Source organism: Amycolatopsis sp. VS8301801F10 (assembly GCF_046195355.1).
Lineage (GTDB): Bacteria > Actinomycetota > Actinomycetes > Mycobacteriales > Pseudonocardiaceae > Amycolatopsis.
In genome coordinates this window covers 5,302,140-5,323,244 of record NZ_CP176065.1, presented here as the reverse complement: position 1 = coordinate 5,323,244, position 21,105 = coordinate 5,302,140, and the positions used below count along the sequence as shown (strand labels likewise).

Genomic DNA, 21,105 nt, shown 5'->3' with positions numbered 1-21,105 from the left:
CTTTTCGAGTCTTTCAGCGCAGCGGGCGGGCCGCGGCGAGCGGGGCGACGGCCGCCCGCACCCGCGGGTCGGCGAAGAACCCGTCGACGGTGACGGGAAGGGGGATGCGCCAGTTAGGGTACTCATCCACGGTGCCCGGCAGATTCGGCTGGCACCGCTGCCCGACGACGTCCGCCGGCGCGGTGAGCACCAGCCGCGACGCCGCCGACGCGAGCAGGGTGTGCAGGGCGACCACCAAGTCGTCGTCCGGAATTCCTTCGCTGGCAACCAGTTCGAGCAGCGCCCGGCGTTCGGCCGCCGCCTCGGCGTACTCCTGCTCCGCAGGCCGGTCGAGCTGGCCGAGCTCGGCGCGGACCCGCACGTGCTCGGCCTCCAGCCAGCCGGACACGGTCGGCAGGTCGTGCGTCGAAATGCTGGCCATCGCGTCCGGATCCCAGCGGTCCGGCCGGACGAACGGCTTGCCGGGCGCGTCCCAGTCGCGCTGGAACCACAGCACCGCGGAGCTGAGCAGGCCGCGTTCGTGCATGGTTTCGGTGACGGTGTCCTCGACCGTGCCGAGGTCCTCCCCCACCACGACCGCGCCCGCCCGGTGCGCTTCCAGCGCCAGCACGCCGAGCATCGCTTCGGCGTCGTAGTGCACGTACGTGCCGCGACCAGCCGGTTCGCCCGGCGGAATCCACCAAAGCCGCCACATCCCGGCGACGTGGTCCACCCGGATGCCGTCGGCGTGCCGCAGCACGCCGCGCACGACGTCGCGGAACGGCGCGTACCCGGCTTCGGCGAGCCGGTCCGGCCGCCACGGCGGCAGATTCCAGTCCTGCCCCTGCTGGTTGAACGCGTCCGGCGGCGCGCCGACGCGGACCTGCGCGGCGAAGACGTCCCGCAGCGCCCAGGCGTCCGCGCCGCCGGGATGCACCCCGACCGGCAAGTCGTGCACGACGCCGACCGGCATGCCCGCTTTCCGCGCGGCGCGGCGGACGTTGTCCAGCTGCTCGTGACAGAGCTGCTGAAGCCAGCCGTGGAACTCGATCCGCTCGGCCAGCTCCTCGCGCGCGGCGGCGACCTCGGCGCTGCCGGGATCGCGCAGCGGCTCGGGCCACTCGCGCCAGTCGTTGCCGTGCACCTCGGCGAGCGCGCCGAACGCGGCGAAATCGCGGAGGTCGTCGTCCAGTGCGACCGGATGCGGATGGTGCGGGCGCAGCAGTTCCAGCGCGGCGCGTTTGGCGGTCCACACGGCGTCGTAGTCGATCAGCTCGCCGATCGGATCCGGCGCGAGCGCCCGGACCCGCCGCTGAGTGTCCTCGTCGGCGCGGGCGAACGCCTCGGTGTCGGTTACCCGCAGGTACAGCGGGTTGGCGAACCGGCGGCTGGACGGCGAATACGGCGACCGTTCGACCGGATGCGCCGGACTGATCGCCTGCACCGGGTTGACGAGCAGCACGCCCGCGCCCAGTTCCGCGGCCGACCGGGAGGCCATGTCGGCGAGATCGCCGAAATCGCCCATCCCCCACGACTGGTCGGAATGCAGCGCGTAAAGCTGCAGCATCCAGCCCCAGGCGGACGGCGCCTCGGGCAGCTTCGCCGGGACGACGGCCAGCGAAACCCGTTGCTCCGCGGTCACGATCCGGTGCCAGCCGAGCGGAAGGTCCGCCGGAAGGGTGGCGCCGACGTCACGCGTCGTGCCGTCTTCGAGTTCGACAACGGCGGCCTGGCCGAGGTCGCGGTCCTGCCCGGCGCGCACCACGACCGTCGGCGGCAGCGCTTGAGAGGCGCGGGTTTCTCGCACCGCGGCCAATTCTCGCTGAATCGCTTGTGGAGTGCTGGCATCCACGTCCAGCTGCGCCAATACGGCGACGACCACGTCGGAATCGACCTGTACTTCGACGTGGTCGGCGTTTTCGTAGCGGGTGCCGACTCCGTGGGCGGCGGCCAGTTCGGCCAGTTCGGGAGTCACGTTTCGGTCCGGGGAAGGGGGATGCGCACCGGACCAGTGTCCCGGGCCCCGCCGCTCGGCGCCATTCGCCTCGCCGCGGCGGACGGGCGAAGCGGTGGCCGGCCGGTCGGGGGGCGTGCCGGCCGGTCACCGCCACACGAAACGAGAGGGAAGGCGCTCCCCGGAATGACGCGCGGCCGCCGAGTTCACCCGTTCAGGTGCTCTTCGCTTTTTCAGCGCGCAGGTCCATACCAATGGAGGTAGAGCGGTCCACAGTGGACGCGGTCAGGCCCCGGCCGGCTGCCCGAGTTTCCCGGCGAGCCGGTCCAGCCACGCCTCGACCTCGCCCGCCGGCCGGTCCGGCAGGCCGAACACGACCTCGGTCACGCCGGCTTCCTCGAGTGCGGCCAGCCCGTCCGGATCCGGGCGCGGGCCGAGCGCGATCACCTCCGGTTCGCCCTCGCGGCCCTCCGCGCGCCAGATTTCGCGCAACTGCGCGGCTTTCCCGGCGATGTCGCCCTCGGCGGGCGTGGTGAGCCAGCCGTCGCTGTGCCGCGCGATCCAGCGGAACGTGCGCTCCGTGCCGCCCGCGCCGACGACCACCGGCACCTTGGGCTGCACCGGTTTCGGCCACGCCCAGCTCGGCCCGAACTCCACGAACTCGCCCGCGTAGCTCGCCTCTTCCTCGATCCACAGCGCGCGCATCGCCTCGAGGTGCTCGCGCAGCGCGGTGCGCCGCCGCTTCCCCGGCACGCCGTGGTCGGCGAGTTCGTCGGTGTTCCAGCCGAACCCGACGCCGAGCGTCACCCGGCCGCCGGACAGGTGGTCCAGCGTCGCGACGGTCTTGGCCAGCGTGATCGGATCGCTCTCCACCGGCAGCGCCACCGCGGTCGCCAGCCGGATCGTCGAGGTCACCGGCACCGCGCTGGCGAGCGCGACCCACGGGTCGAGCGTGCGCAGATAGCGGTCGTCCGGAAGCGAGGAGCCGCCGGTGCGGGGATGCGGAGCGTCCCGGCGGACCGGGATGTGGGTGTGCTCGGGCACGTAGAACGTCGCGAACCCGGCCTCTTCCGCGGCTTGCGCGGCCGCCGCCGGGGAAATCCCCCGGTCGCTGGTGAACAGCACGATCCCGTATCTCACCCCCGGCACGTTATTAGAACGTGTTTCAGTTGGCAACGGCCGCCCGGCCCGCGGATCGTTCCGGCGAAAACCCGGGCTTGACGGGGCCCCGGGGCGGGTACTCCACTGGTACTTGAGCGATCACCGGCCCGTCCTGCCCGAGGAGGGGATCATGCTGCCCCATCGCGACCGCAGCGCCCTGCGGAAGATCGAAGAGGAACTCGCCGCGAGCGACCCCGTGTTCGCCGCGACGCTGAGCCAAGGCGTGCCGCCCGTGCGGACCCGGCGGTGGCGGCAGATCCTCGTGCTCGCCGAGGCCACCGTGCTGCTGATGCTGGTCTTCGGCCTGATGGCGGGCGAGACCGGGTGGTTCCTGTGGGGACTGCTCGCCGCGCCGCTGCTGGTCTGGGCGCACCGGACGATGCTGCAGCGCCGCGAACCCGTGGCCGACGACGACCGGAGCTGATCACCCGCGCCCGGCGGCGCGCTCGAGCAGCGGGGTGATCCGGTAGGGCACCATCTCGCGCATGACGAGCGCGTTGTTGGTGCGCTCGACGCCGGGGATCTCCAGGATTTCCCCGGCGATCCGGTACAGGTCGTCCGCGTCCGTCGCCACCACGTGCACCAGCAGGTCCTGCGCGCCGGTCAGTCCGCGCACCTGCAGCACCTCGGGCACCGCGGCGAGGGCGCGGCCGACCTCGTCCAGCAGCCGCTGCCGGGCCTGCACCGTCACGAACGCGGTGAGCGGGTAGCCGAGCGCGGCCGGGTCGATCCGGTGCTCGGCCGAGCGCAGCGCGTCGCCCTGTTCGAGCCGGGCCAGCCGGGTCTGCACGGTGTTGCGGGACAGGCCCAGTTCGTCGGCGAGCGCGACCGCGGTGGCCCGCGGGGTGCGGCCGAGCGCGAGCAGGATCCGGGCGTCGGTGGCGTCGAGCCGCTGAGTGCTGGGCATGCTGCGCAATCCTTTCCGCACCGGGCGGTGCTGGCTTGGGCGTTCTGCGCAATGTCGAGCGCGCTTGTTGTGCACCCTACCCAGCTCTGCTGGACTGGCCCGAACTTTCCGCCCAAGAAAGGTCCGATCCGTCGTGAGCAGCGCCGCCCCCGAACGCCTTCCGGACAACGACACGGTGACCGTCCTGCGCGAGGTGCAGGACCGGGTGCTGTGGCTGTCGGCCGCGATCATCGACCACGCGAACCGGGTGCGGCCGAATCCGACCGGGCTCAAGGTCGGCGGGCACCAGGCGTCCAGCGCGTCGATGGTGTCGATCATGACCGCGCTGTGGTTCGCCCGGCTGCGCGCGCAGGACCGGGTTTCGGTGAAGCCGCACGCCTCCCCCGTGCTGCACGCGATCAACTACCTGCTCGGCGGCCTGGACGAGAAGTACCTGACGACGCTGCGCGAGTTCGGCGGGCTGCAGAGCTACCCGTCGCGGTCGAAGGACCCGGACCAGGTCGACTACTCCACCGGTTCGGTCGGCATCGGCGCGACCGCCCCGATCTGGGGCGCGCTGGCGCGGCGCTACGTCGAATCGCACGGCGGCGGCGCGGGCGCCGGACGGCAGTACTCGCTGGTCGGCGACGCGGAACTGGACGAGGGAGCGTGCTGGGAAGCGATCCTCGACCCGCACGTCGCCGAACTCGGCGAGGTCGTCTGGATCGTCGACCTGAACCGGCAGTCGCTCGACCGCGTGGTGCCGAACATCGGCGCGACCCGGCTGCAGGGCATGTTCGAGGCGGCCGGCTGGCAGGTGCTGACCGTCAAGTACGGGCGGCTGCTGCAGGAACTGTTCGAGCGGCCGGGCGGTTCGGCCTTGCGCCGGCGCATCGACGAGATGCCGAACCCGGAGTACCAGCGGCTGCTCCGGTGCACCCCGGCCCAGCTGCGCGAACGCCTGACGACGCCGGAACTGGCTCCGCTGCTGGACACGCTGGACGACGAAACGCTGCACGCCGCGATCCGCAACCTCGGCGGCCACGACCTCTCCGCGCTGCTGGACGCGTTCGACGCCATCGAAGACCACCGGCCGACCGTCGTTTTCGCCTACACCGTCAAGGGATTCGGGCTCGCCAGCGAAGGACATCCGCAGAACCACTCGTCGCTGCTGACCGCCGAGCAGCTGGGCGCGCTGGCCGAACGCGTCGGGATCTCGCCGGACGACCCGTGGCGGAAGTTCCCCGAAGGCTCCGCGGCCGCCCGGCTGTGCGCCGCGACCGCCGCCCGCCTGCAACGGGAACCCGTTGAGCTGCGGCCGGTGCCGGCGCTGCCGTCCGACATCGGCCGCACGCCGTCCGGCCGCACGACGACGCAGGCCGCGCTCGGCCGGGCACTGCTCGACCTGACCCGCGAGGCGCCCGAAGCCGCGGAACTCGTGGTGACGCTGTGCCCGGACGTCTCGTCCAGCACCAACCTCGGCGGCTGGGTCAACAAGGTCGGCGTGTGGTCGCCGCAGGAACGCGTCGACTGGTTCGCCGACGACCCGGAGACGATCCTGCACTGGCGCGAGCGGCCCAGCGGACAGCATCTGGAGCTGGGCATCGCCGAGGTGAACCTGGTGAGCGCGCTCGGCGAACTGGGCACGACGTGGTCGCGCTGGGGCCGTCCGCTGCTGCCCATCGGGGTGCTTTACGACCCGTTCGTGGAGCGCGCGCTGGAACCGTGGTCGTTCGGCATCTACGGCGGCGGACAGTCCATTTTGGTCGGTACGCCGTCCGGCGTCACGCTCGCGCCCGAGGGCGGTGCGCACCAGTCGGTGACCACTCCGTCGGTCGGGCTGGAACAGCCGGGTTGCGTGACGTACGAACCCGCCTTCGCTTTGGACGTCGAGTGGACCCTGCTGGCGTCTCTGGCGCGGCTCGGGCGACCGGACGGCACCTCGGCGTACCTCCGGCTCTCGACCCGTCCGGTGGACCAGAACCTGGCCGCGGTGCCGGCCGACCCGGCCGCGCGGGAACGGCGGCGCCGCCAGGTCGTGGCGGGCGCGTACCCGATCCGCACCGCCGCGGTGGCGCGCCCGGACGTCACGCTGGTGACGATGGGCGCGATGGTCACCGAGGCGCTGGAAGCCGCCGCCCGGCTGGACGCGCTGGGCAAGCACGCCGACGTCGTGTGCGTGACGAGCCCGGGTCTGCTGTTCCGCGCCGTGCAGGCCCGGGCGGGCCAGGACACGGCCGACACGTGGATCCTGGAGTCGGCGCTGCCGTCCGAACGGTCCGCGCCGATGGTGACGGTCCTCGACGGGCACCCGCACACGCTGGCGTTCCTGGCGAACGTCCACCGCGTGCGGGCGGCGCACCTGGGCGTGACGCGGTTCGGGCAATCGGGCGATCTGGAGAGCGTGTACCGGCACCACGGCATCGACACGGACAGCATCATCCAGGCCGCGCTGGACGTGGCGGACTGACCGTCAGTACCCCACCCACCCGTGCTTGATCCACTGCTTCGCCTTGCCCTCGAACCCTTTCGGCGCCTTCGTGGCGTCGCCCGCCTTGGTCGCCTCCCAGAACTGCCGAGCGATCTCAGCGGTGCCGTAGACGTCCCTGACATAGGCGCGGAACGCGCGGATCTGGTCGTCGCAGTCGGTCGAATCTGCTTTGTCCTTGAGGTATTTCACGCGCGCCGCTCGCAGCAGCTGGCCCAGGCCGAACGCGGTCGACGCCGGGTTCTTCGCGGTGGGCCGCCACCCCGACTCGGCCTCGATGATCCAGTCCTCGGCCTCGGTGATGTCGTCCGGTTTCGGGCACCGGCCGCCCGATTCGGCCGGTGCCGAGGTTTTGCGCGGCGTCGACTGGGCGAGCGCCCGGGCGCCGGAGCGGCCCAGGCGCGGGTCGTCCATGTCGTCGCGCTGAAGCACCGGGCCGTCGACGGCTCCAGCCGCGCCCCCGGTCCGGCCGTCCGCGCGGTGCCGGGCTTCGGCTTCCGCCGGAGCGTGCGCGTCCCCGATCGGCAGCCCGGACGAGGGAATCGCGCCGGCTCCCCTTTGCTGCACCACGTGGGTGAGCTCGTGGGCGAGCACCCGCTGGCCCTGCTCGGTGTCCGGGCGACAGCCGAACACCACGTGCGCGCCGACCGTGTAGGCCCGCGCGCCCACGGCCGCGGCAGACTCCGCCGCCCGCGCCCCGGCATGCACGCGGACCTGGCTGAAATCCTCGCCGAACTGGGCGTTCACGGCCGTGAGCGTCGCGTGGTCCAGCGGCTCGCCGGACTCCCGCAGGACCTCGTGCACGACCGGCGGCGCGGCTTTCGGCGACGTTGTGCTCTGGCGGGCGAACATCATCGCCGGATTCTCGTCCGCCCGCGTCACCGCGGCGTCACTGGCCTCCGCCGCCGATCCGGACCAGCGACCGGGCGCCCTCCCCGCGCCGCATCCGGTCGAACGCCTCGCCCACCTCGCCGAGCGAAATCCGGTGCGTCACCAGGGTTTCCAGGTCCAGCGCACCGGAGACGACCTCGTCGGCGAGAACCGGGATGTCGCGATCCGGGTCGGAAGCCCCGTAGACGGTGCTGGTGAGCGTGCGGGCGAAGTGGAAGATCTCCAGCGGGCTCAGCACGACCTGGTGGTCCTTCCGCCCGACGCCGACCACCGTGCAGTGCCCGCCGCGGCGCACCGAACTCCACGCCGCGCGGATCGTCGTCGCCGCGCCGACGCATTCGAAGGCGTAGTCCGCGCCGCGGCCCTCGGTCAGCCCGCGCACGTTCTTGGCGAGTTTGTCGTCGCTCACCAGGAAATCCGTCGCACCGGCCGCACGGGCGAGCGCTTCCTTCTCCGGCGACAGGTCGGCCGCGACGATCTGCCCGGCGCCCGCGAGTTTCGCGCCGAGCACCACGCACAGGCCGATCCCGCCGAGGCCGAGCACGAACACGCTCTGTCCTTTTCGGACCTTCGCGGTATTGCGCACCGCGCCGACCCCGGTGAGCACCGCGCAGCCCATCAACGCGGCCAGGTCGAGCGGCACGCCGCCGGGCAGCGGCACCACGGAGCGCCCCGGCACCACGGTTTCCTCGGCGAAACCGCCGACGCCGAGCAAGACGTTGAGCGGCCCGCCGTCCAACTCCCCGCGCGGCACCGTGGTGACGCCTTCGATCGCGGAACACAGCCAGGGTTCCCCGGCCCGGCAGAACCAGCATTCCCGGCACGCGGCGGCCCAGTTGAGCACCACCCGGTCCCCCGGCCGCACGTGCGCGACCTCGCTGCCGACCTCGGCCACGACGCCGGACGCCTCGTGTCCCGGCACGAACGGGTACTGCGGGCGCAGCGTTCCGTCCACCATGGACAGATCGGAATGGCACACCCCGGCGGCCGCGATCCGCACCCGCACGTCCCCCGGCCCGACCGGCGGCAGCACGATGTCGCACACTTCCGGACGCCCGCCCTGCTCGCGCACGACCACGGCTTTGACCACGATGTCTTCTCCTTCGGGCCGGGCTAGAGCTGGATGGATTTGAGTTCGGTGAACTCGTCGAGCGCGGCCCGGCCCATCTCGCGGCCGAGACCGGACTGCTTGTAGCCGCCGAACGGGGCCAGCGGGTTGAAGGCCCCGCCGTTCACGTCGATCTGCCCGGTCCGGACCTGGCGCGCGAAGGCCAGCGCCCGCTCCTGGTCGGCCGACCACACCGCGCCGTGCAGGCCGTAGCGGGAGTTGTTGGCGATCCGCAGGGCGTCTTCCTCGTCGTCGAACGGGATGATCGACAGCACCGGGCCGAAGATTTCTTCCTGCGCGATGGTCGAATCCGGGTCGACGTCCGCGAAAACTGTCGGTGCGACGAAGTAGCCTGTGTCCTCAGGAGCTTCGACGCCGCCCGTCACCAGAGTCGCACCCTCGGCGATGCCCTTTTCGATGTAACCGCGCACGCGGTCGCGCTGTGCCGCGCTCACCAGCGGGCCGAGCTTGGTCTTGGGGTCCAGCGGATCGCCCGTCGTGAACCCTTCGGCGAACGTCTTCGCGAGCGCCGCCGCTTCGTCGTGCTTCTCGCGCGGGACGAGCATGCGGGTCCACGCGGTGCAGGTCTGGCCGCCGTTGAGGAACGCGTTGGAGACGCCGACCTTGACCGCCGTCGCGAGGTCCGCGTCGTCGAGGATCACGTTGGCGGACTTGCCGCCCAGCTCCAGCGTGACGCGCTTGACCGTGCGCGCCGCCAGCTCCGCGACCCGCGTTCCGGCGCGCACCGATCCGGTGAACGACACGACGTCCACCTCCGGATGCGTCGCCAGCGCCTCGCCGACCTCCGGACCGTACCCGGTGACCAGATTGACCACTCCGGGCGGGAAACCCGCCTCGTGGATCGCGTCGAACAGCTGGTACGCGCTCAGCGGCGCGACCTCGCTCGGCTTCACCACGACCGTGCACCCCGCCGCCAGCGCGGGCGCGATCTTGCAGGTGATCTGGTGCAGCGGGTAGTTCCACGGCGTGATCGCCGCGACCACGCCCGCCGGTTCGCGCACGATCAGCGAGTTGCCGACCTTCTCCTCCGGCTCCTCCTGGCCGAGCAGATCGACGTAGGTCCGCACGTCGGTCTGCGGCAGCGCGGCCTGGATCCGGGTCGCGATCCGCACCGGCGTGCCGACGTCCTTCGCGATCGTCTCGCCGATCTCGTCGGCCCGCTTCGCCAGCCCGTCGAGGAGTGCGCGCAGCAGCTCCGCCCGTTCCGCCCGGCTGGTCCGCGCCCACGCCGGGAACGCCTCGCGCGCCGCCCGGACCGCCCGGTCGACGTCGGCGGCGGTGCCCTCCGGGATGTGCGCCTGGACCTGCTCGGTCGCCGGGTTTTCCACCGGGATCGAGGATTTTCCGTCCGAGCGGACCCATTCGCCGCCGAGGTACAGCACGTCGCGTTCAGCCACCGAGTCTCCTCCGACCTGGGTTCGCACCCCTCGGCCGGATTCTATAGAAAACGCGCGGGCTGTCTAGTGCTCCGCCAGCACGCCCTGCGCCGCGAGGAAGTCGACCAGCAGATCCCCCGCCTCGCGGATGTGCGCCGCCATCGCCTCCCGCGCCGCCTCCGGCCTGCGCTCGTTCAACGCGGCGAGCACGCGATCGTGGTCGTCGCGGGCCAGCAGCGGCCAGCCCGGGATATCGGCATATGCCGAAAAGGGCACGTACCTGAGCGTCAAGGAGAGCATCCAGGTGAACTTCGGCGCGGCGGCCGCGTGATTGATCATGCGGTGCAACGCGAAATCGGCCCGCTCGGTCGCGTCGAGGTCGCCGTCGCGGACCGTTTTTTCGATCTCGCGCTGGAGGTCGTCCAGCCGCGCCAGCCCGGCCGGATCGAAGACTTCCGCCGCGCGCGCGGCCAGCTCGCCGGAGACGTAGGCCTGCATCGCGTAGACGTCGACGACGTCCCGGCGCGTCACCGGGATCACCCGGAATCCGCGCCCCGGACGGAAATCGACCATGCCCTCGCCCGCGAGCGCCATCAACGCCTCGCGCACCGGCGTGGCGCTGACGCCGAGCCGCTCGGCGAGGTGTTCCGTCCGCAGCCGTTCGCCGCCGCGGACCGCGCCGGTGAGGATCAGATCGCGCACCTGCTTGGCGACCCGCGGGCTCAGCCGTTCGCGCGCTTCTCCGGCCACTGTCACGAAAACTCCCCGCCAGCGTTGGATTTCCCGCCATCGTAGCCCTTGTGCCGCGATGTGACCCCGGTCACTTTTCGTGCCGGGGAGAACCTGCGGAGGGGGTCTCGTCGACTATCCGGACGAACCCGTGCACGGGCGAACCGCACAGTGTCCTCAATGGACACCACGAGGGAGGGAAACCGAATGTCAGCGAAGTCTTCGATCCTGCGCCACGCCAGCCTGATCGCAGGCCCGGCACTGGCCGCGGCCGCCATCGCAGCCGGAACGATCGGAGTCGCCACCGCCGCGACCGGCGACCGTCAGGCCCCGCCTGCCGTCGCCGCGGCGATGGCCCAGCCGCCCGCCGAACAGCCGCCGGAAGGCGCCAGGGCGACCGTGAAGGCCGACCCGAACCCGGCAGCCCCCGGCGGAGACGTCACGATCACCGGCAACTGCGGCGGAGGCAAAGGCCTCAAAAAGGTGATCGGCGGCTACCCGGGCCACCAGGTCCTGAAGGACGTCAAGATCGTGGACGCGAACCCGGAAGCCTTCAAGGCAACGGCGAAGCTGACCACGAAGGCCGGCGACGGAGCAGCCCCGGTGATGGTCGACTGCGACGGAGAAGCAGGCGTAACCCTGCTGGTGACCCACGCCGAGTGACCATGCCGATCAGCAGCACCCGCTTCGGTCCGGAGGCAGCTGGGGCTAGTTAGCGCCCGGCTTCCGGCAGCTCGCGGTTTGCCGGTCCGGTCGGTGGCCAACGACCGGACCGGCAACAGCCGCGAACGACCGACGACTCCGCCAAGCAACGGCATCCACGGGAGGCCACGACCAAACGCCATCCACGCGCCCGATTTGCCCGGCGACTTCACCGGCGGCTTTACCGGAGGCTTCACCGGCGGCTTTGCCGGCGACCTGACCGGCGGCTTCACCGGCGGATCAGCCGCCCGCCGCCTCCGTCCGGGGACGGCCGCGTCCGCCGAGCACCTTGCCCGCCAGCGCGGCCAACCGCCACCTCGGCTCGGGCGTCGCTCGGCCTGACCGCCCGCCCCCACAACCCGAACCAATCCCGCAGCCGACCGCAACCGCCCAGACAATCACCAGCTCGTCCCGGGCATCGCGCGATCTAACCGCGCGTGCCACCACCCCAGCCAGCCCCACGACCGACCGCCACCACCAGACAACCGCCAGCACGGCTCAGACACCACTCGACCTAACCCGCCCAAGACACCGCCAACCCACAGCCGACCGCGACCACCCACCACCGCCAGCTCGACTCACGCACCACCCAACCTGACCCGCCCAAGACACCCCGCCAACCCCACGACCGACCACCACCCACCACCGTCACCTCGGCTCAGACACCACCCGACCTAACCCCGCACGCCACCACCCAAACCAACCCCACGACCAACCGCCACCACCCGGACAACCGCCAGCTCGACTCACGCACCACCCGACCTAACCCGCCCAAGACACCGCTCCCGCCAACCCATATTCGACCGCGACCACCCACCCAGCCCGGCTAGTCGCGGGCCCGGCAGCGCCCCGGGCTGCCCGCACAGCAGGCAGATGACCGGCCAGTCCCCCAGGCTGGCCGGTCACCCCCGGCGGCCCGAGGCGGATCCAACGCACCGAGAGGAGGCCCTCACTTCGCAGCCCACCCACCCCCGCGAGGGTGGAAAATCTCAGCCGCACCGGCCCGGATCCCCTGCTGTGAGCCGATGTGCGAGCGCTGTGAGGTTGCTGTGCATCCGGCCGCACGGGATGCCCGCCGGGCGTCGGCATGGTCATCTTGAAGCGTGAAGGTCAACGTTTCCCGGAGCGCGCTGGTCGTCTGCGCCGCGGCGGCGATCGTCGCGACCGGCGGCGCCAACGCCGTCGTCGACACCGCTGACGTCACCATCTCGACCGGCCAGCCGAGCAGCCCCGGCACCCCGCGCGGCACGGCGACGAGCACCGCGTCCAGCAGCACCCCGGCGACCGGCGGCACCCCAGCGACCGGCGGCACCTCAGCGTCCAGCAGCACCCCGGCGACCGGCAAAGCAAGCCCGGCAGTCGGCGCGCTGTTCTCCGGCGGCAACCACTTCTGCTCGGCCAGCGTGGTGCACAGCCCCACCGGCGACCTGCTCCTCACCGCCGCGCACTGCGTCAGCGGCGACGTCTCCGGCGTCACCTTCAAACCCGGTTACCACGACGGCATCGCCCCGTACGGCACCTGGCAGGTCACCGCTGCGGTCCTCGCGGACGGCTGGAAGTCCTCGTCCGATCAGGACCTCGACTTCGCGTTCCTCAAGGTCGCCCAGCCCGGCTCCGCGAGCCTCGAAAGCCTCACCGGAGCCAACCAGCTGGGCACCAACCAAGGCTTCTCCCACACCATCACCCTCACCGGCTATCCCAACGGCGCCGAACAACCAGTCGTCTGCACCGGCGCCACGACCCAATCCGACGCCTACCAGCAACGCGTCGCCTGCCCCGGCTTCCCCGACGGCACCAGCGGCGGCCCCTGGGTCGTCGACCAGAACCCGAGCACCGGAACCGGCACCGTCATCGGAGCCATCGGCGGCTACCAAACCGGCGGCGCCACCCCGGATGTCTCCTACAGCGCCTACTTCGACGACGACATCGCCCAGCTCTACCGCTCCGCCATCAGCTGATTGGCACCCCGAAACTCCGCACTTCCGCATAAGGTTCGAGCGGCGGAGGGGCTGCGATGAGTTCCGGGTCGGGAACGTCGGCAGAGGATTAGTGGTACTCGACCATGCGCGGCAGCACCGCCCGCGACGAAATCCACCAGCGGCACCTCGGGCTGCCGCCGCGACTGCTGTCGAGCAGCCTGTTCACCTGGACGGCGTCGCGGAAGTTGCAGAGGCGCTGCGGCTCGATCCGGGAAACCGGTTGCTGGATCTGGCGTGCGGACGCGGCGGGTACGGCCTCGAGATCGCCTCCCGCACCGGGGCGCGGCTGATCGGCATCGACTTCGCACCGGCCGCGCTCGACCAGGCCCGGGGGTTCGGTACCGGGGCCGCCGAGTTCCGGCTGGGAGAGTTCGCCGACACGGCACTGCCGGACGATTCGGTGGACGCGGTCGTGTGCGTCGACGCGATTCAGTTCCAGCCGACAGCCGCAGCATTCGAGGAGATGCGGCGAGTGCTCCGTCCGGGCGGACGCGTCGCGTTGACGACTTGGGAGGCCGTCGATCACGCGGACGAACGCGTGCCGGCACGGATCCGGGCGGTCCGCACCGAAACCCGGCTCAGAGATTCAGGATTCACGAACGTCGCGGTTCGGGAACGCGCACAGTGGCGGAACGGGCGATGTGGGAGGAAGCCGCGGCTCTCGACCCGGGCGACGATCCCGCGCTGCAATCCCTTCACCGGGAAGGCGTCCAGACACTGGCTGCTTTCGAGTTGAGGCGCCGAGTTCTCGCCACGGCGACCGCAGGCACTTGACCCGCGCAGGGCGTCTCAAGCCGAATGACCAGGCACTGCCCCAAAAGGCGCCGAAATCCCGCGGTGCCGGCTCGGCGCGCCCATCCGGTCAGCTGGAACTAGGCGGCGCAACCGGCGCCTGATGCAGCGAGAGATTCTGCCCCGCCTTCTCATCTGCGGCCCATGCCCCGGCCTCTGCCGTCCACGTCTGGCCGGCGAAACTCACCCGGTCGACGCCCAGTTTCGCCGCGCGTGCCACCAGCCAGCTCGCGATTCGCCAGCCCTCCGCGGACGGGTGTGCTCCGCTCAGGCGGGCGGTGCCCAGTTCGGCGTTCGCGACTGTCACCAGGTTCGCTGGCGGGTTCAGCGTCAGGTTGCGGCAGGTCAGCGCGGCGGGGTACTGCCCGGTCAGCGCGCCGGTCAGCGCGGTGGCTTCGTCTTCCCACTGGGCGTACGCGTCGGGGGCGCCGGAGCGTTGCACCGCCTGCGCCGCTTCGGTGATGGGGATCGTCTGCCAGTTGTCGAGTTTCGCGAGTTTCTTGTAGAACTCCGTCGCCGAGTAGACCGGGTCCTGAAGCTGGGCGGGAGTGCCCCAGCCTTGGCTCGGCCGCTGCTGGAACAGGCCTACCGAATCCCGGTCGCCGCCGCTCAGGTTGCGGAGTTTCGACTCCTGCAGGGCGGTCGCGAGGGCGACCGTCACCGCGTGCGAGGGCAGGCCCTGTTTGATCCCGACGGCGGCGATGATCGCGGCGTTGTTCATGGGTTCCGGTTGCAGCGTGTACTGCGGCGCGGAGGCGTCGTTCGGTCCCTTCGGCAACGCCACAGTGCAGCCCGGGGTCTTCACCTCGTCACTGCTCGAAAACATGACCACTACGACCACCACGGCCGCGAGAGCCACGACGACCGCAAGGATCGCCGCTCGCACGCCACACCCGCGCACCCGTGCCCGCCCTTCCCCACTGCCCACTCCAAGTGCACAGTCTGCCCGGGCGTTCCGGCCGCGAGACGCTCGGGTCGGGTCAGCCGGCGTCGGCGGCGCCCAGGAAGATCGGGTTCGACAGGGCGACCATGGCGTTCGGCGTCGTCGTCTTCGGGCCTCCCGACGGGCGCCGCACCTCGACCCGGACCCAGCGGCTGTAGCGCGGGTACGTCGTCCACGTGACAGTCGCGGCGCCGGACTCCGGGACGGTCTCGCTGTGCTCCGGCCCGAGCTGGTCGAGGAACGTCACGGTCGTTCCCGGCACTCCGCGCACGACCGCGCGCACCTCGACCGGCACGCCGGTGCCCGCGGCGAGCCGTCCGCCGATGCCCGCGGTGCGGCCCGCGCCGGAGACGGAGAAGTCCAGCTGCACGTCCTTCGATTCGGCGAGCCACGACCGGCCCGCTTTGAGCCCGGCGAGCAGTTCGGCGCGGCCCAGCCGGTCGGCCTGGACGACGGTGTGCGGGAGCGCCACGGTGTGGTCCGGGTTGTGCGCGTCGGAATCGCCGATCGCCGGGATCCACCGGCCGCCGCGCAGCAGGCCGTCCCAGTGCGTGACGCTCGCTTCGTCCTCCGGGCTCCACGGGCCGTTCCAGACCTCGACGAGGTCGGCGATCTCGTAGGCGAATTCGTACGTGCAGCCGAAGCAGTTCGCGAACGGGTGCGCGGCGGTGACCAGGCCGCCCGCCCGGTGCACCTGGTCGGCGAACCGCCGGAAGTCGCGCGGGTCGGAAGCGCGGTAGCGCCAGTCGATCCACGTGCCGGCCGGGAGCCCGATCGCGGGCCAGTGCCCGGACCGCGTGGTGACCTCCTCGCCGTTCAGGATCAGCAGGTCGTCGGTGGCGTAGTCGCCCCACACCAGCTGCGAGCTGGACGTGTTGTGGTCGGTGGACACGATGAAGTCCAGACCGGCCGCCCGCGCGTCCGCCACCAGCTGCTCGGGCGTGCGCCTGCCGTCGGAGTGGACGGTGTGCAGGTGCGAGTCGCCGCGGTACCAGGACCGGCCGCGGTCGCGCGCGGGCGCGGTCTCCGGGGCCGGGTTCGGCCGGAACGGCTTCGAGGTGTCCCGGCCGAAGGTCAGCGTGATGTCGACGCGGTAGTTCAACCCCTGCGGCGCGACCGTGTACGGGCCGAGGATCACGTGCCAGCGGCCGGGCGCGATCGGCCCGGCGAGGTAGCCGGGGGTCGCCTCGGCGGCGCTGATCGAGAACCGGTCGCGGAACCCGCCGGACCAGCCGCGGAACCCGCGGCGGGTGCCCAGTTCGTGCCCCTCCGGGCCGAACATCCCGATGTCGCAAGCATTTCCGCGCGTCCCGGCCGGCACCGACGGCTTGTCGTAGGAGTAGACCACGTCGATCTGCTTCACCCCGCGCGGCACGTCGACCGGGAGGTAGTACCAGTCCGGCACGTCCGGGCGGAAGGTGCCGGCGACGGTCTTCGTCTGCTGCCCGGAGCCGGGCGCGGGCGCCGCGAACGAGACGCCCGGCAGCATGGTCATCGCCGCGCCCGCGGCGACGACGCTTCCGGCCCGGAACAAGGTGCGCCGGTTGAGTTCCCCAGTGGACATGGCCTACCTCCGCGGCGAAGAAGTCGCGCCGACGCTAACCGCCGGGACCACCCCCTTCAACGACGCTCCGGTGAACACTCGGCGACTCGCCTCCTCTCGCCGAGAACGCCGCTCCCATCGCGGGGCGACCGGACACGACACCTTCACCGCCAGCCTCGCCGGGCTCATCCGCGCTCTCCACCGGCCACGTCGATTCCTGGGCTGACACCCGACTAGCAGGCCGCGCGCTCGCCAAAGAACCGCGGTGTCGCAGGCCGCGCACCCGACAACACCCCAACGGCATCACCGCCAACGACGACCGCCGGGCCCAGAAGCGCTCACCTCAGCCGGAAGAACCGCACCGTCAGCACAGCAGGCCGCGCCCTCCGCCCGCCTCGATGGTCTTAACCGCGAGCGCGTCCGGAGATCAGCGCAATCCGGAACGAACCGAGCAACGGCAAGACCATCCCCTAAGCCTTCGGACCGCTCCGGCAACGCCAGCCCCGCCGGCCACCGCGCGACACCGGCCGCTCACCCCGCCGCACCACTCCCCTCCATCACGCGGTCCAGCCATTCCTCCAGCAGCGCCTCGAACAACACCGGCTGCTCGAACTGCAGGTTGTGCCCCGCCCGGTCGAGGACCGCGTAGCTCGCCCGCGGATAGTGCGCCAGCAACCCGTACGGCTCCGCGAATCCGGTGGACGCGTCCTGCCCCCCGCACACGATCAGCGCCGGTTTCCGGTACACCGGACCGCTTTCCGGATCGACCGACAACCGCCAGCCCGCCAGCATCCGCCGCAGCGCGGCCCGGTCGGCGACTGCCAGGCCCGGCGCGACGTCCGCCCGGAAGCGCGCCAGCGTTTCCGGACCACCGCCATCTCCCCGTACTCCGCCGCCTCCGCCGGATCGAGCCCCGCCATCAGCTCCGGGTCGGCGCGCAGCACCTCGTGGTCCGGCACGTCCCGCTCCAGCACCGGCACCGGGCGGGCGACCGGGCACACCAGCGCGAGCCCGGCGACCCGCGCCGGCCGCGCCCGGGTCAGCCCCCGCGCCAGGTAACCGCCGTACGACTCCCCGACCAGCAGAAACGGCTCGTCGCCGATCAGGTCGTCCACCGGGTCCTCCAGCGCCGCGACGAGGTCGTCCGACCCGCGCGCGGACCCGGCGGGCGATTCGCCCATCCCGGGCAGGTCCGGGTAGATCCGCCGGAATCCGGGCCGCCGCGCGAAGACCGGCTCGAGACAGCCGGTCATCAGGCGGTGGTCCGGCGTCCAGCCGTGCACGGCCAGCACCGGCGTGCCGGAACCGTGTTCGACGTAATGCATCGTTCCTCCCTGTTCGCCGGCCACCGTTGTACCGCACGGCGCCGACAATTCCGGGACTCCGGCCGCCGGGAGGAGGACGGCCGGCCGCGGGGGCGGCGATTTCCGGGAGAATTCCCCGGAACGTCAGCCGAGAGAGCTGATCAATTCCCGTTCGGGCGCCGGCCGGCCCGGAGCGGGGCGGCGCGGAACGCAAGCCAGCAGAAGGAAACCTGCCACGACGCCCAGGAGCACGTGGCCGGCGACGGCGCACAATCCGCACAATGCGGTCCATAGGACGATCTTCATCCACCGAGTGTAGGACCGGAAAGAATCGCCGGCTCCGGACTTGGGGAAGACTTAGGGTTCGGTGTGCGCGGAATTCCCGGATGAAACCGGAAAAGAAAGGGTTGCCTTTCCTTTCCCGCGCCCGAAGGGCCCTTCCGGCGCGTCCGCGCGGGCGGTCCGGCAGGATCGGGGCCGTGCCCAAGCCCGGAACCAGCGCGCTCGTCGTCACGCTCCCCTCCGCCGCCGTCCTGCTCGAAACCGCCGCGGCCGTCGACCCCGGACTCGTCCGTCCCGGCCTTCCGCCGCACGTCACGGCGCTGTACCCGTTCCTGCCCGCCGACCAGCTCACCGAGGCGACCGACGCCGCGGTCAGTCAGCTCGCCGGCAGCTTCCCCGCGACGGAAGCGCAGCTGACCGATCTGGTCACCGCGCCCGGGTTCGTCGCCGCGGCCGCCCCCGCGCTGCAGCCCCTCGCCGACGCCGTGTGCGATCGCTGGCCCGACGTGCCCCCGTACGGCGGCCGCTTCGGGGCGCACCCGCCAGCGCATCTGACGATCGCCCTCGGCGGCACTGACGACCAGCTCGCCGAGGTCGCCGAACGAGCCCGAGCCGCGCTGCCGCTCACCGCTCGAGCGGAAACGCTGCACCTCGTCGTGCTCACCGAGGAGGGTTGGCAGCTCCGGCTGTCGGCTCCGCTCGGAACGCCTCCGCGATAGCCCGCAGCCGGGCCACATCGGCCTCGAACGCGGTCTCCGGGGCCCGCGCCGGCGATGCCGCGGGCTCGTCCGGCACCGTCTCCGAGCTGCGCACCATCCGCGCCGCCGCGCTCGGCGGCAATTCGGGACCGACGCCGGACAGCAGCAGTCCGTCGTTGATCTCGCTCATCATCGTCAGCAGCCGCTCCCGGCCGGTCCCCGAAGCGTCGTCAAGGCGGACGATGTCCGGATACCGCGAAGCCAGGTGCTGCCGCAGCGGCCGCAACGCCGCCCGCGTCCGCGCGTCGCGCACTGACCGGCCCAGCGCGGGCAACGCGGGCACCGTCAGCCCCACCACGATCAGCAGCACCGAAATCGCCGGAAACCCGACCGCGAGCGTGCACCGAACTGTCGAAAACGCGCCGCGGCACAGTTTCGCGACCGGATGCTCGGCAGTCAGATCACTGATCAGATCGACAATTTTGCCGACGAGGTAAGCGAATGCGAACACACAGGCCGCGAGCATGAGGCCCAGCCCAGCACGCAGCGCGCCAGTGCCCGCGCGCACCGCTCCGGCGGACACCACGGCGATGTCCGCCACCGCCAAGCCGAGGTACAGCGTGTAGACGGCGATGTAGACGACCAGCGTCGGATTCGACCGGTACAGCTCGTCGAAGAGCCCGACGCCCGTCGGCAGCCCGCGCGTCGCGAAGAACGACGCAGTGAGCACGACGAGCGCGACAATCAACGCCCCGAGCCGCGCGCGCCGTCGACGCTCCGCGACGCCACCGATCTCCGCGACAGTCACTTCAATGCCGTACGCAGCCACCATCGTCGCGAGGTTCGACAGCAGCCGCCCCAGGCTCGGGTACAGCTGGCTCTCGATCTTCTGCGCGCTGTCCGCGAGCAAGCACAACGCGACGCCGAGCGCGATCAGGCTGATCGCGAGCCCCGCGCCCGCACCGGTCCGCCGCGCTCGCACCGCGCGCCAGATCCCGACCGCGAGAGCGAGCAGGCCGACCCCGAAGAACAGAACGTCGATCATTCGCGCACTACCCGAGCAGCGACGCGAAGCGCCGCGCGCGATCCGCTGCCGGGCCGGAAGCGCCTGGCCGCAACTGCGCGTCGTCCGCCGTGGCGGCGCTCATCAAGAACACCGCGAACAGCTCCGCTTCGTACTCGTCGGCATTCGTGGTGACACGGGTGAGCAGATGCGACAGCAGGTGCGCGCTGAGATCCGGCGCGAGCGTCGCCGCTTCGGCGTCGGTGAGCACGCACTCGCCGCGGTGCTCGCACAGCAAGTGCGCGATTTCGTGGGCGATGATGTGGTCCTGGTGCAGCGGCGACGTGCCGGCCGCGTACGCGATCAGGTCGAAGTCGTCGTGCCGCTGCCACGCGCCGGAGGGCTGGCCGGGCGCGTAGCCGACGGCGACCAGGTCGATGTCGCGGCCGCGGTGGCGTTCCAGCCGGTCGATCCACGCGTTCATCGACCACGGCCGCGGGGCGGGCACGTGCCGCAGCAGGTCGCGCACCCGGTCGCGGGCGCGCGCTCGCACGGTCGGGTCGATGTCCCCTCCCGAGGCGATCGGCGGCTGGACCAGCCGGGCGCACCAGGGGGTCCCCGGCGCTCCGGCCGTCGCCAGCATAGCCGCCCGGGTCACTCGGGCTTGCGCCCGCGCCGGGTGCGCTCGCGGCCCTCGGCGTAGCTGCCGAGCTGGTCCATCAGGGCGGAAACGGTCTGCCGGTCGCGCTCGGACAGCCGCATCGCCCGCTGCGCCAGGTCGCGGGCCTGGGTGTCGCGCCAGGCCACGACGTCGGCGACCTGTTCGTCCACCCGGCCGGCGACCTCGTCGTCGAAGAAGTAGGTGACCGGAACGCCGAAGAACCGGGCGAGCGCCTGGATGTGCGACCGCTTCGGGTCGCGCCGCGCGCCCACGGCCAGCTGCTGGACGTGCGTGGCCGACATGCGGACGCCGGTCGTGTCCGCGACGCCCTGGGCGATCTCGCGGTAGGAGTAGGGCTTGCGGTCCGGCGGGTGCACGGTCGCGATCAGGTGCGCCAGCCGTTCCGCGAAGCTGCGCTCCTGCCCCTGCTCGGCCATGCCGCCCCCACCACCGTTCCGTCTCCGTAACAGCGTCCAGCATAACCGTCCCGAAAACTTGACACCAACTGTCCCGTTACGGCTACACTCGCCCCGCGCATCGTTTAGAAAACTAAACACCGGGATCCGCGTGCGGTCGCTGGGGGTGCCCGCACGCGGTCCCGCGCC

At 71.8% G+C, this 21,105-nt stretch carries 21 protein-coding genes; 6 read left to right on the top strand and 15 right to left on the bottom strand.

The features are described from left to right. Positions 1-13: 13 nt before the first annotated feature. Positions 14-1,954 carry a 4-alpha-glucanotransferase gene (gene malQ, locus F9C11_RS25160; protein ID WP_409179814.1) on the bottom strand — a complete coding sequence of 647 codons (1,941 nt, stop codon included), beginning with the start codon at positions 1,952-1,954 and terminating at the stop codon, positions 14-16. Between the two features lie 264 nt (positions 1,955-2,218). Then, positions 2,219-3,073 (bottom strand): TIGR03619 family F420-dependent LLM class oxidoreductase, encoded by an 855-nt coding sequence (locus F9C11_RS25155; protein ID WP_409179813.1) that lies wholly within the window; start codon positions 3,071-3,073, stop codon positions 2,219-2,221. Between the two features lie 151 nt (positions 3,074-3,224). On the opposite strand from F9C11_RS25155, the gene F9C11_RS25150 reads away from it, so the two are divergent. Continuing rightward, positions 3,225-3,518, top strand: coding sequence for a DUF3040 domain-containing protein (locus F9C11_RS25150; protein WP_409179812.1), 294 nt, complete (start codon positions 3,225-3,227; stop codon positions 3,516-3,518). On the opposite strand, the gene F9C11_RS25145 is transcribed toward F9C11_RS25150, so the two are convergent. Continuing rightward, entirely contained in the window at positions 3,519-4,001 is a 483-nt protein-coding gene (locus F9C11_RS25145; RefSeq protein ID WP_409179811.1) for an Lrp/AsnC family transcriptional regulator, read from the bottom strand. Positions 4,002-4,134: 133 nt separating this feature from the next. On the opposite strand from F9C11_RS25145, the gene F9C11_RS25140 reads away from it, so the two are divergent. Beyond that, complete coding sequence (locus F9C11_RS25140) at positions 4,135-6,450, top strand: transketolase-like TK C-terminal-containing protein (RefSeq protein WP_409179810.1); 2,316 nt, start codon at positions 4,135-4,137, stop codon at positions 6,448-6,450. A 3-nt stretch (positions 6,451-6,453) separates the two neighbouring features. Here the strand turns inward: F9C11_RS25140 and F9C11_RS25135 are convergent, their stop codons facing one another. The 4 genes from F9C11_RS25135 to F9C11_RS25120 form a co-directional block, all read right to left on the bottom strand. Continuing rightward, on the bottom strand, positions 6,454-7,350 hold the full coding sequence (locus tag F9C11_RS25135) for a DUF4157 domain-containing protein (protein WP_409179809.1): 897 nt from the start codon (positions 7,348-7,350) through the stop codon (positions 6,454-6,456). A 7-nt stretch (positions 7,351-7,357) separates the two neighbouring features. Further along, a complete protein-coding gene (locus F9C11_RS25130) occupies positions 7,358-8,449 on the bottom strand; it encodes a Zn-dependent alcohol dehydrogenase (protein ID WP_409179808.1) in 1,092 nt (363 codons plus the stop codon). A gap of 23 nt (positions 8,450-8,472) precedes the next feature. After that, on the bottom strand, positions 8,473-9,885 hold the full coding sequence (locus tag F9C11_RS25125) for an aldehyde dehydrogenase family protein (RefSeq protein WP_409179807.1): 1,413 nt from the start codon (positions 9,883-9,885) through the stop codon (positions 8,473-8,475). Between the two features lie 63 nt (positions 9,886-9,948). Then, positions 9,949-10,620 (bottom strand): GntR family transcriptional regulator, encoded by a 672-nt coding sequence (locus F9C11_RS25120; protein ID WP_409179806.1) that lies wholly within the window; start codon positions 10,618-10,620, stop codon positions 9,949-9,951. Positions 10,621-10,800: 180 nt separating this feature from the next. Between F9C11_RS25120 and F9C11_RS25115 the strand changes: the two genes are divergently transcribed. The 3 genes from F9C11_RS25115 (at position 10,801) to F9C11_RS25105 (ending at position 14,010) form a co-directional block, all read left to right on the top strand. Beyond that, complete coding sequence (locus F9C11_RS25115) at positions 10,801-11,256, top strand: hypothetical protein (RefSeq protein ID WP_409179805.1); 456 nt, start codon at positions 10,801-10,803, stop codon at positions 11,254-11,256. Positions 11,257-12,398: 1,142 nt separating this feature from the next. Beyond that, positions 12,399-13,253, top strand: a complete 855-nt coding sequence (locus F9C11_RS25110) for a trypsin-like serine peptidase (RefSeq protein ID WP_409179804.1) — start codon at positions 12,399-12,401, stop codon at positions 13,251-13,253. Beyond that, positions 13,189-14,010: a class I SAM-dependent methyltransferase gene (locus F9C11_RS25105; protein WP_409179803.1), complete on the top strand. Its 822-nt coding sequence runs from the start codon at positions 13,189-13,191 to the stop codon at positions 14,008-14,010. Before F9C11_RS25110 ends, F9C11_RS25105 begins: the two co-directional genes overlap by 65 nt. Positions 14,011-14,136: 126 nt before the next feature. Here the strand turns inward: F9C11_RS25105 and F9C11_RS25100 are convergent, their stop codons facing one another. The 5 genes from F9C11_RS25100 to F9C11_RS25080 all read right to left on the bottom strand — a co-directional run bounded on the left by F9C11_RS25100 (position 14,137) and on the right by F9C11_RS25080 (position 18,162). Continuing rightward, positions 14,137-14,952, bottom strand: a complete 816-nt coding sequence (locus F9C11_RS25100) for a hypothetical protein (RefSeq protein ID WP_409179802.1) — start codon at positions 14,950-14,952, stop codon at positions 14,137-14,139. 94 nt (positions 14,953-15,046) lie between these two features. Then, entirely contained in the window at positions 15,047-16,573 is a 1,527-nt protein-coding gene (locus F9C11_RS25095; RefSeq protein ID WP_409179801.1) for a CehA/McbA family metallohydrolase, read from the bottom strand. A gap of 510 nt (positions 16,574-17,083) precedes the next feature. Next, the gene (locus F9C11_RS25090; protein ID WP_409179800.1) at positions 17,084-17,299 is read right to left on the bottom strand and encodes an alpha/beta fold hydrolase; all 216 of its coding nucleotides are present in this window, start codon (positions 17,297-17,299) and stop codon (positions 17,084-17,086) included. Beyond that, entirely contained in the window at positions 17,278-17,877 is a 600-nt protein-coding gene (locus F9C11_RS25085; RefSeq protein WP_409179799.1) for an alpha/beta fold hydrolase, read from the bottom strand. The genes F9C11_RS25090 and F9C11_RS25085 overlap by 22 nt, the downstream gene beginning before the upstream one ends. Before the next feature lie 123 nt (positions 17,878-18,000). After that, positions 18,001-18,162, bottom strand: a complete 162-nt coding sequence (locus tag F9C11_RS25080) for a hypothetical protein (RefSeq protein ID WP_409179798.1) — start codon at positions 18,160-18,162, stop codon at positions 18,001-18,003. A gap of 173 nt (positions 18,163-18,335) precedes the next feature. Between F9C11_RS25080 and F9C11_RS25075 the strand changes: the two genes are divergently transcribed. Beyond that, the gene (locus F9C11_RS25075) at positions 18,336-18,857 is read left to right on the top strand and encodes a 2'-5' RNA ligase family protein (protein ID WP_409179797.1); all 522 of its coding nucleotides are present in this window, start codon (positions 18,336-18,338) and stop codon (positions 18,855-18,857) included. On the opposite strand, the gene F9C11_RS25070 is transcribed toward F9C11_RS25075, so the two are convergent. Genes F9C11_RS25070 through F9C11_RS25060 form a run of 3 tightly spaced genes read right to left on the bottom strand, consistent with a single transcriptional unit; the run spans position 18,799 to position 20,937 of the window. After that, positions 18,799-19,881, bottom strand: a complete 1,083-nt coding sequence (locus tag F9C11_RS25070; protein WP_409179796.1) for an MAB_1171c family putative transporter — start codon at positions 19,879-19,881, stop codon at positions 18,799-18,801. The genes F9C11_RS25075 and F9C11_RS25070 overlap by 59 nt on opposite strands. Before the next feature lie 7 nt (positions 19,882-19,888). Then, entirely contained in the window at positions 19,889-20,497 is a 609-nt protein-coding gene (locus F9C11_RS25065; protein ID WP_409179795.1) for a hypothetical protein, read from the bottom strand. Further along, positions 20,494-20,937 carry an XRE family transcriptional regulator gene (locus F9C11_RS25060; protein ID WP_409179794.1) on the bottom strand — a complete coding sequence of 148 codons (444 nt, stop codon included), beginning with the start codon at positions 20,935-20,937 and terminating at the stop codon, positions 20,494-20,496. The genes F9C11_RS25065 and F9C11_RS25060 overlap by 4 nt, the downstream gene beginning before the upstream one ends. Positions 20,938-21,105: the final 168 nt, after the last annotated feature.

Excerpts from the sequence above, each read along its gene's own strand:
- F9C11_RS25105 (WP_409179803.1), top strand. The coding sequence starts at position 13,189 with ATGTCTCCTACAGCGCCTACTTCGACGACGACATCGCCCAGCTCTACC.
- F9C11_RS25095 (WP_409179801.1), bottom strand. The coding sequence starts at position 16,573 with ATGTCCACTGGGGAACTCAACCGGCGCACCTTGTTCCGGGCCGGAAGC.
- F9C11_RS25060 (WP_409179794.1), bottom strand. The coding sequence starts at position 20,937 with ATGGCCGAGCAGGGGCAGGAGCGCAGCTTCGCGGAACGGCTGGCGCAC.
- F9C11_RS25115 (WP_409179805.1), top strand. The coding sequence starts at position 10,801 with ATGTCAGCGAAGTCTTCGATCCTGCGCCACGCCAGCCTGATCGCAGGC.
- F9C11_RS25070 (WP_409179796.1), bottom strand. The coding sequence starts at position 19,881 with ATGATCGACGTTCTGTTCTTCGGGGTCGGCCTGCTCGCTCTCGCGGTC.
- F9C11_RS25145 (WP_409179811.1), bottom strand. The coding sequence starts at position 4,001 with ATGCCCAGCACTCAGCGGCTCGACGCCACCGACGCCCGGATCCTGCTC.
- F9C11_RS25085 (WP_409179799.1), bottom strand. The coding sequence starts at position 17,877 with ATGCATTACGTCGAACACGGTTCCGGCACGCCGGTGCTGGCCGTGCAC.
- F9C11_RS25150 (WP_409179812.1), top strand. The coding sequence starts at position 3,225 with ATGCTGCCCCATCGCGACCGCAGCGCCCTGCGGAAGATCGAAGAGGAA.
- F9C11_RS25080 (WP_409179798.1), bottom strand. The coding sequence starts at position 18,162 with ATGAAGATCGTCCTATGGACCGCATTGTGCGGATTGTGCGCCGTCGCC.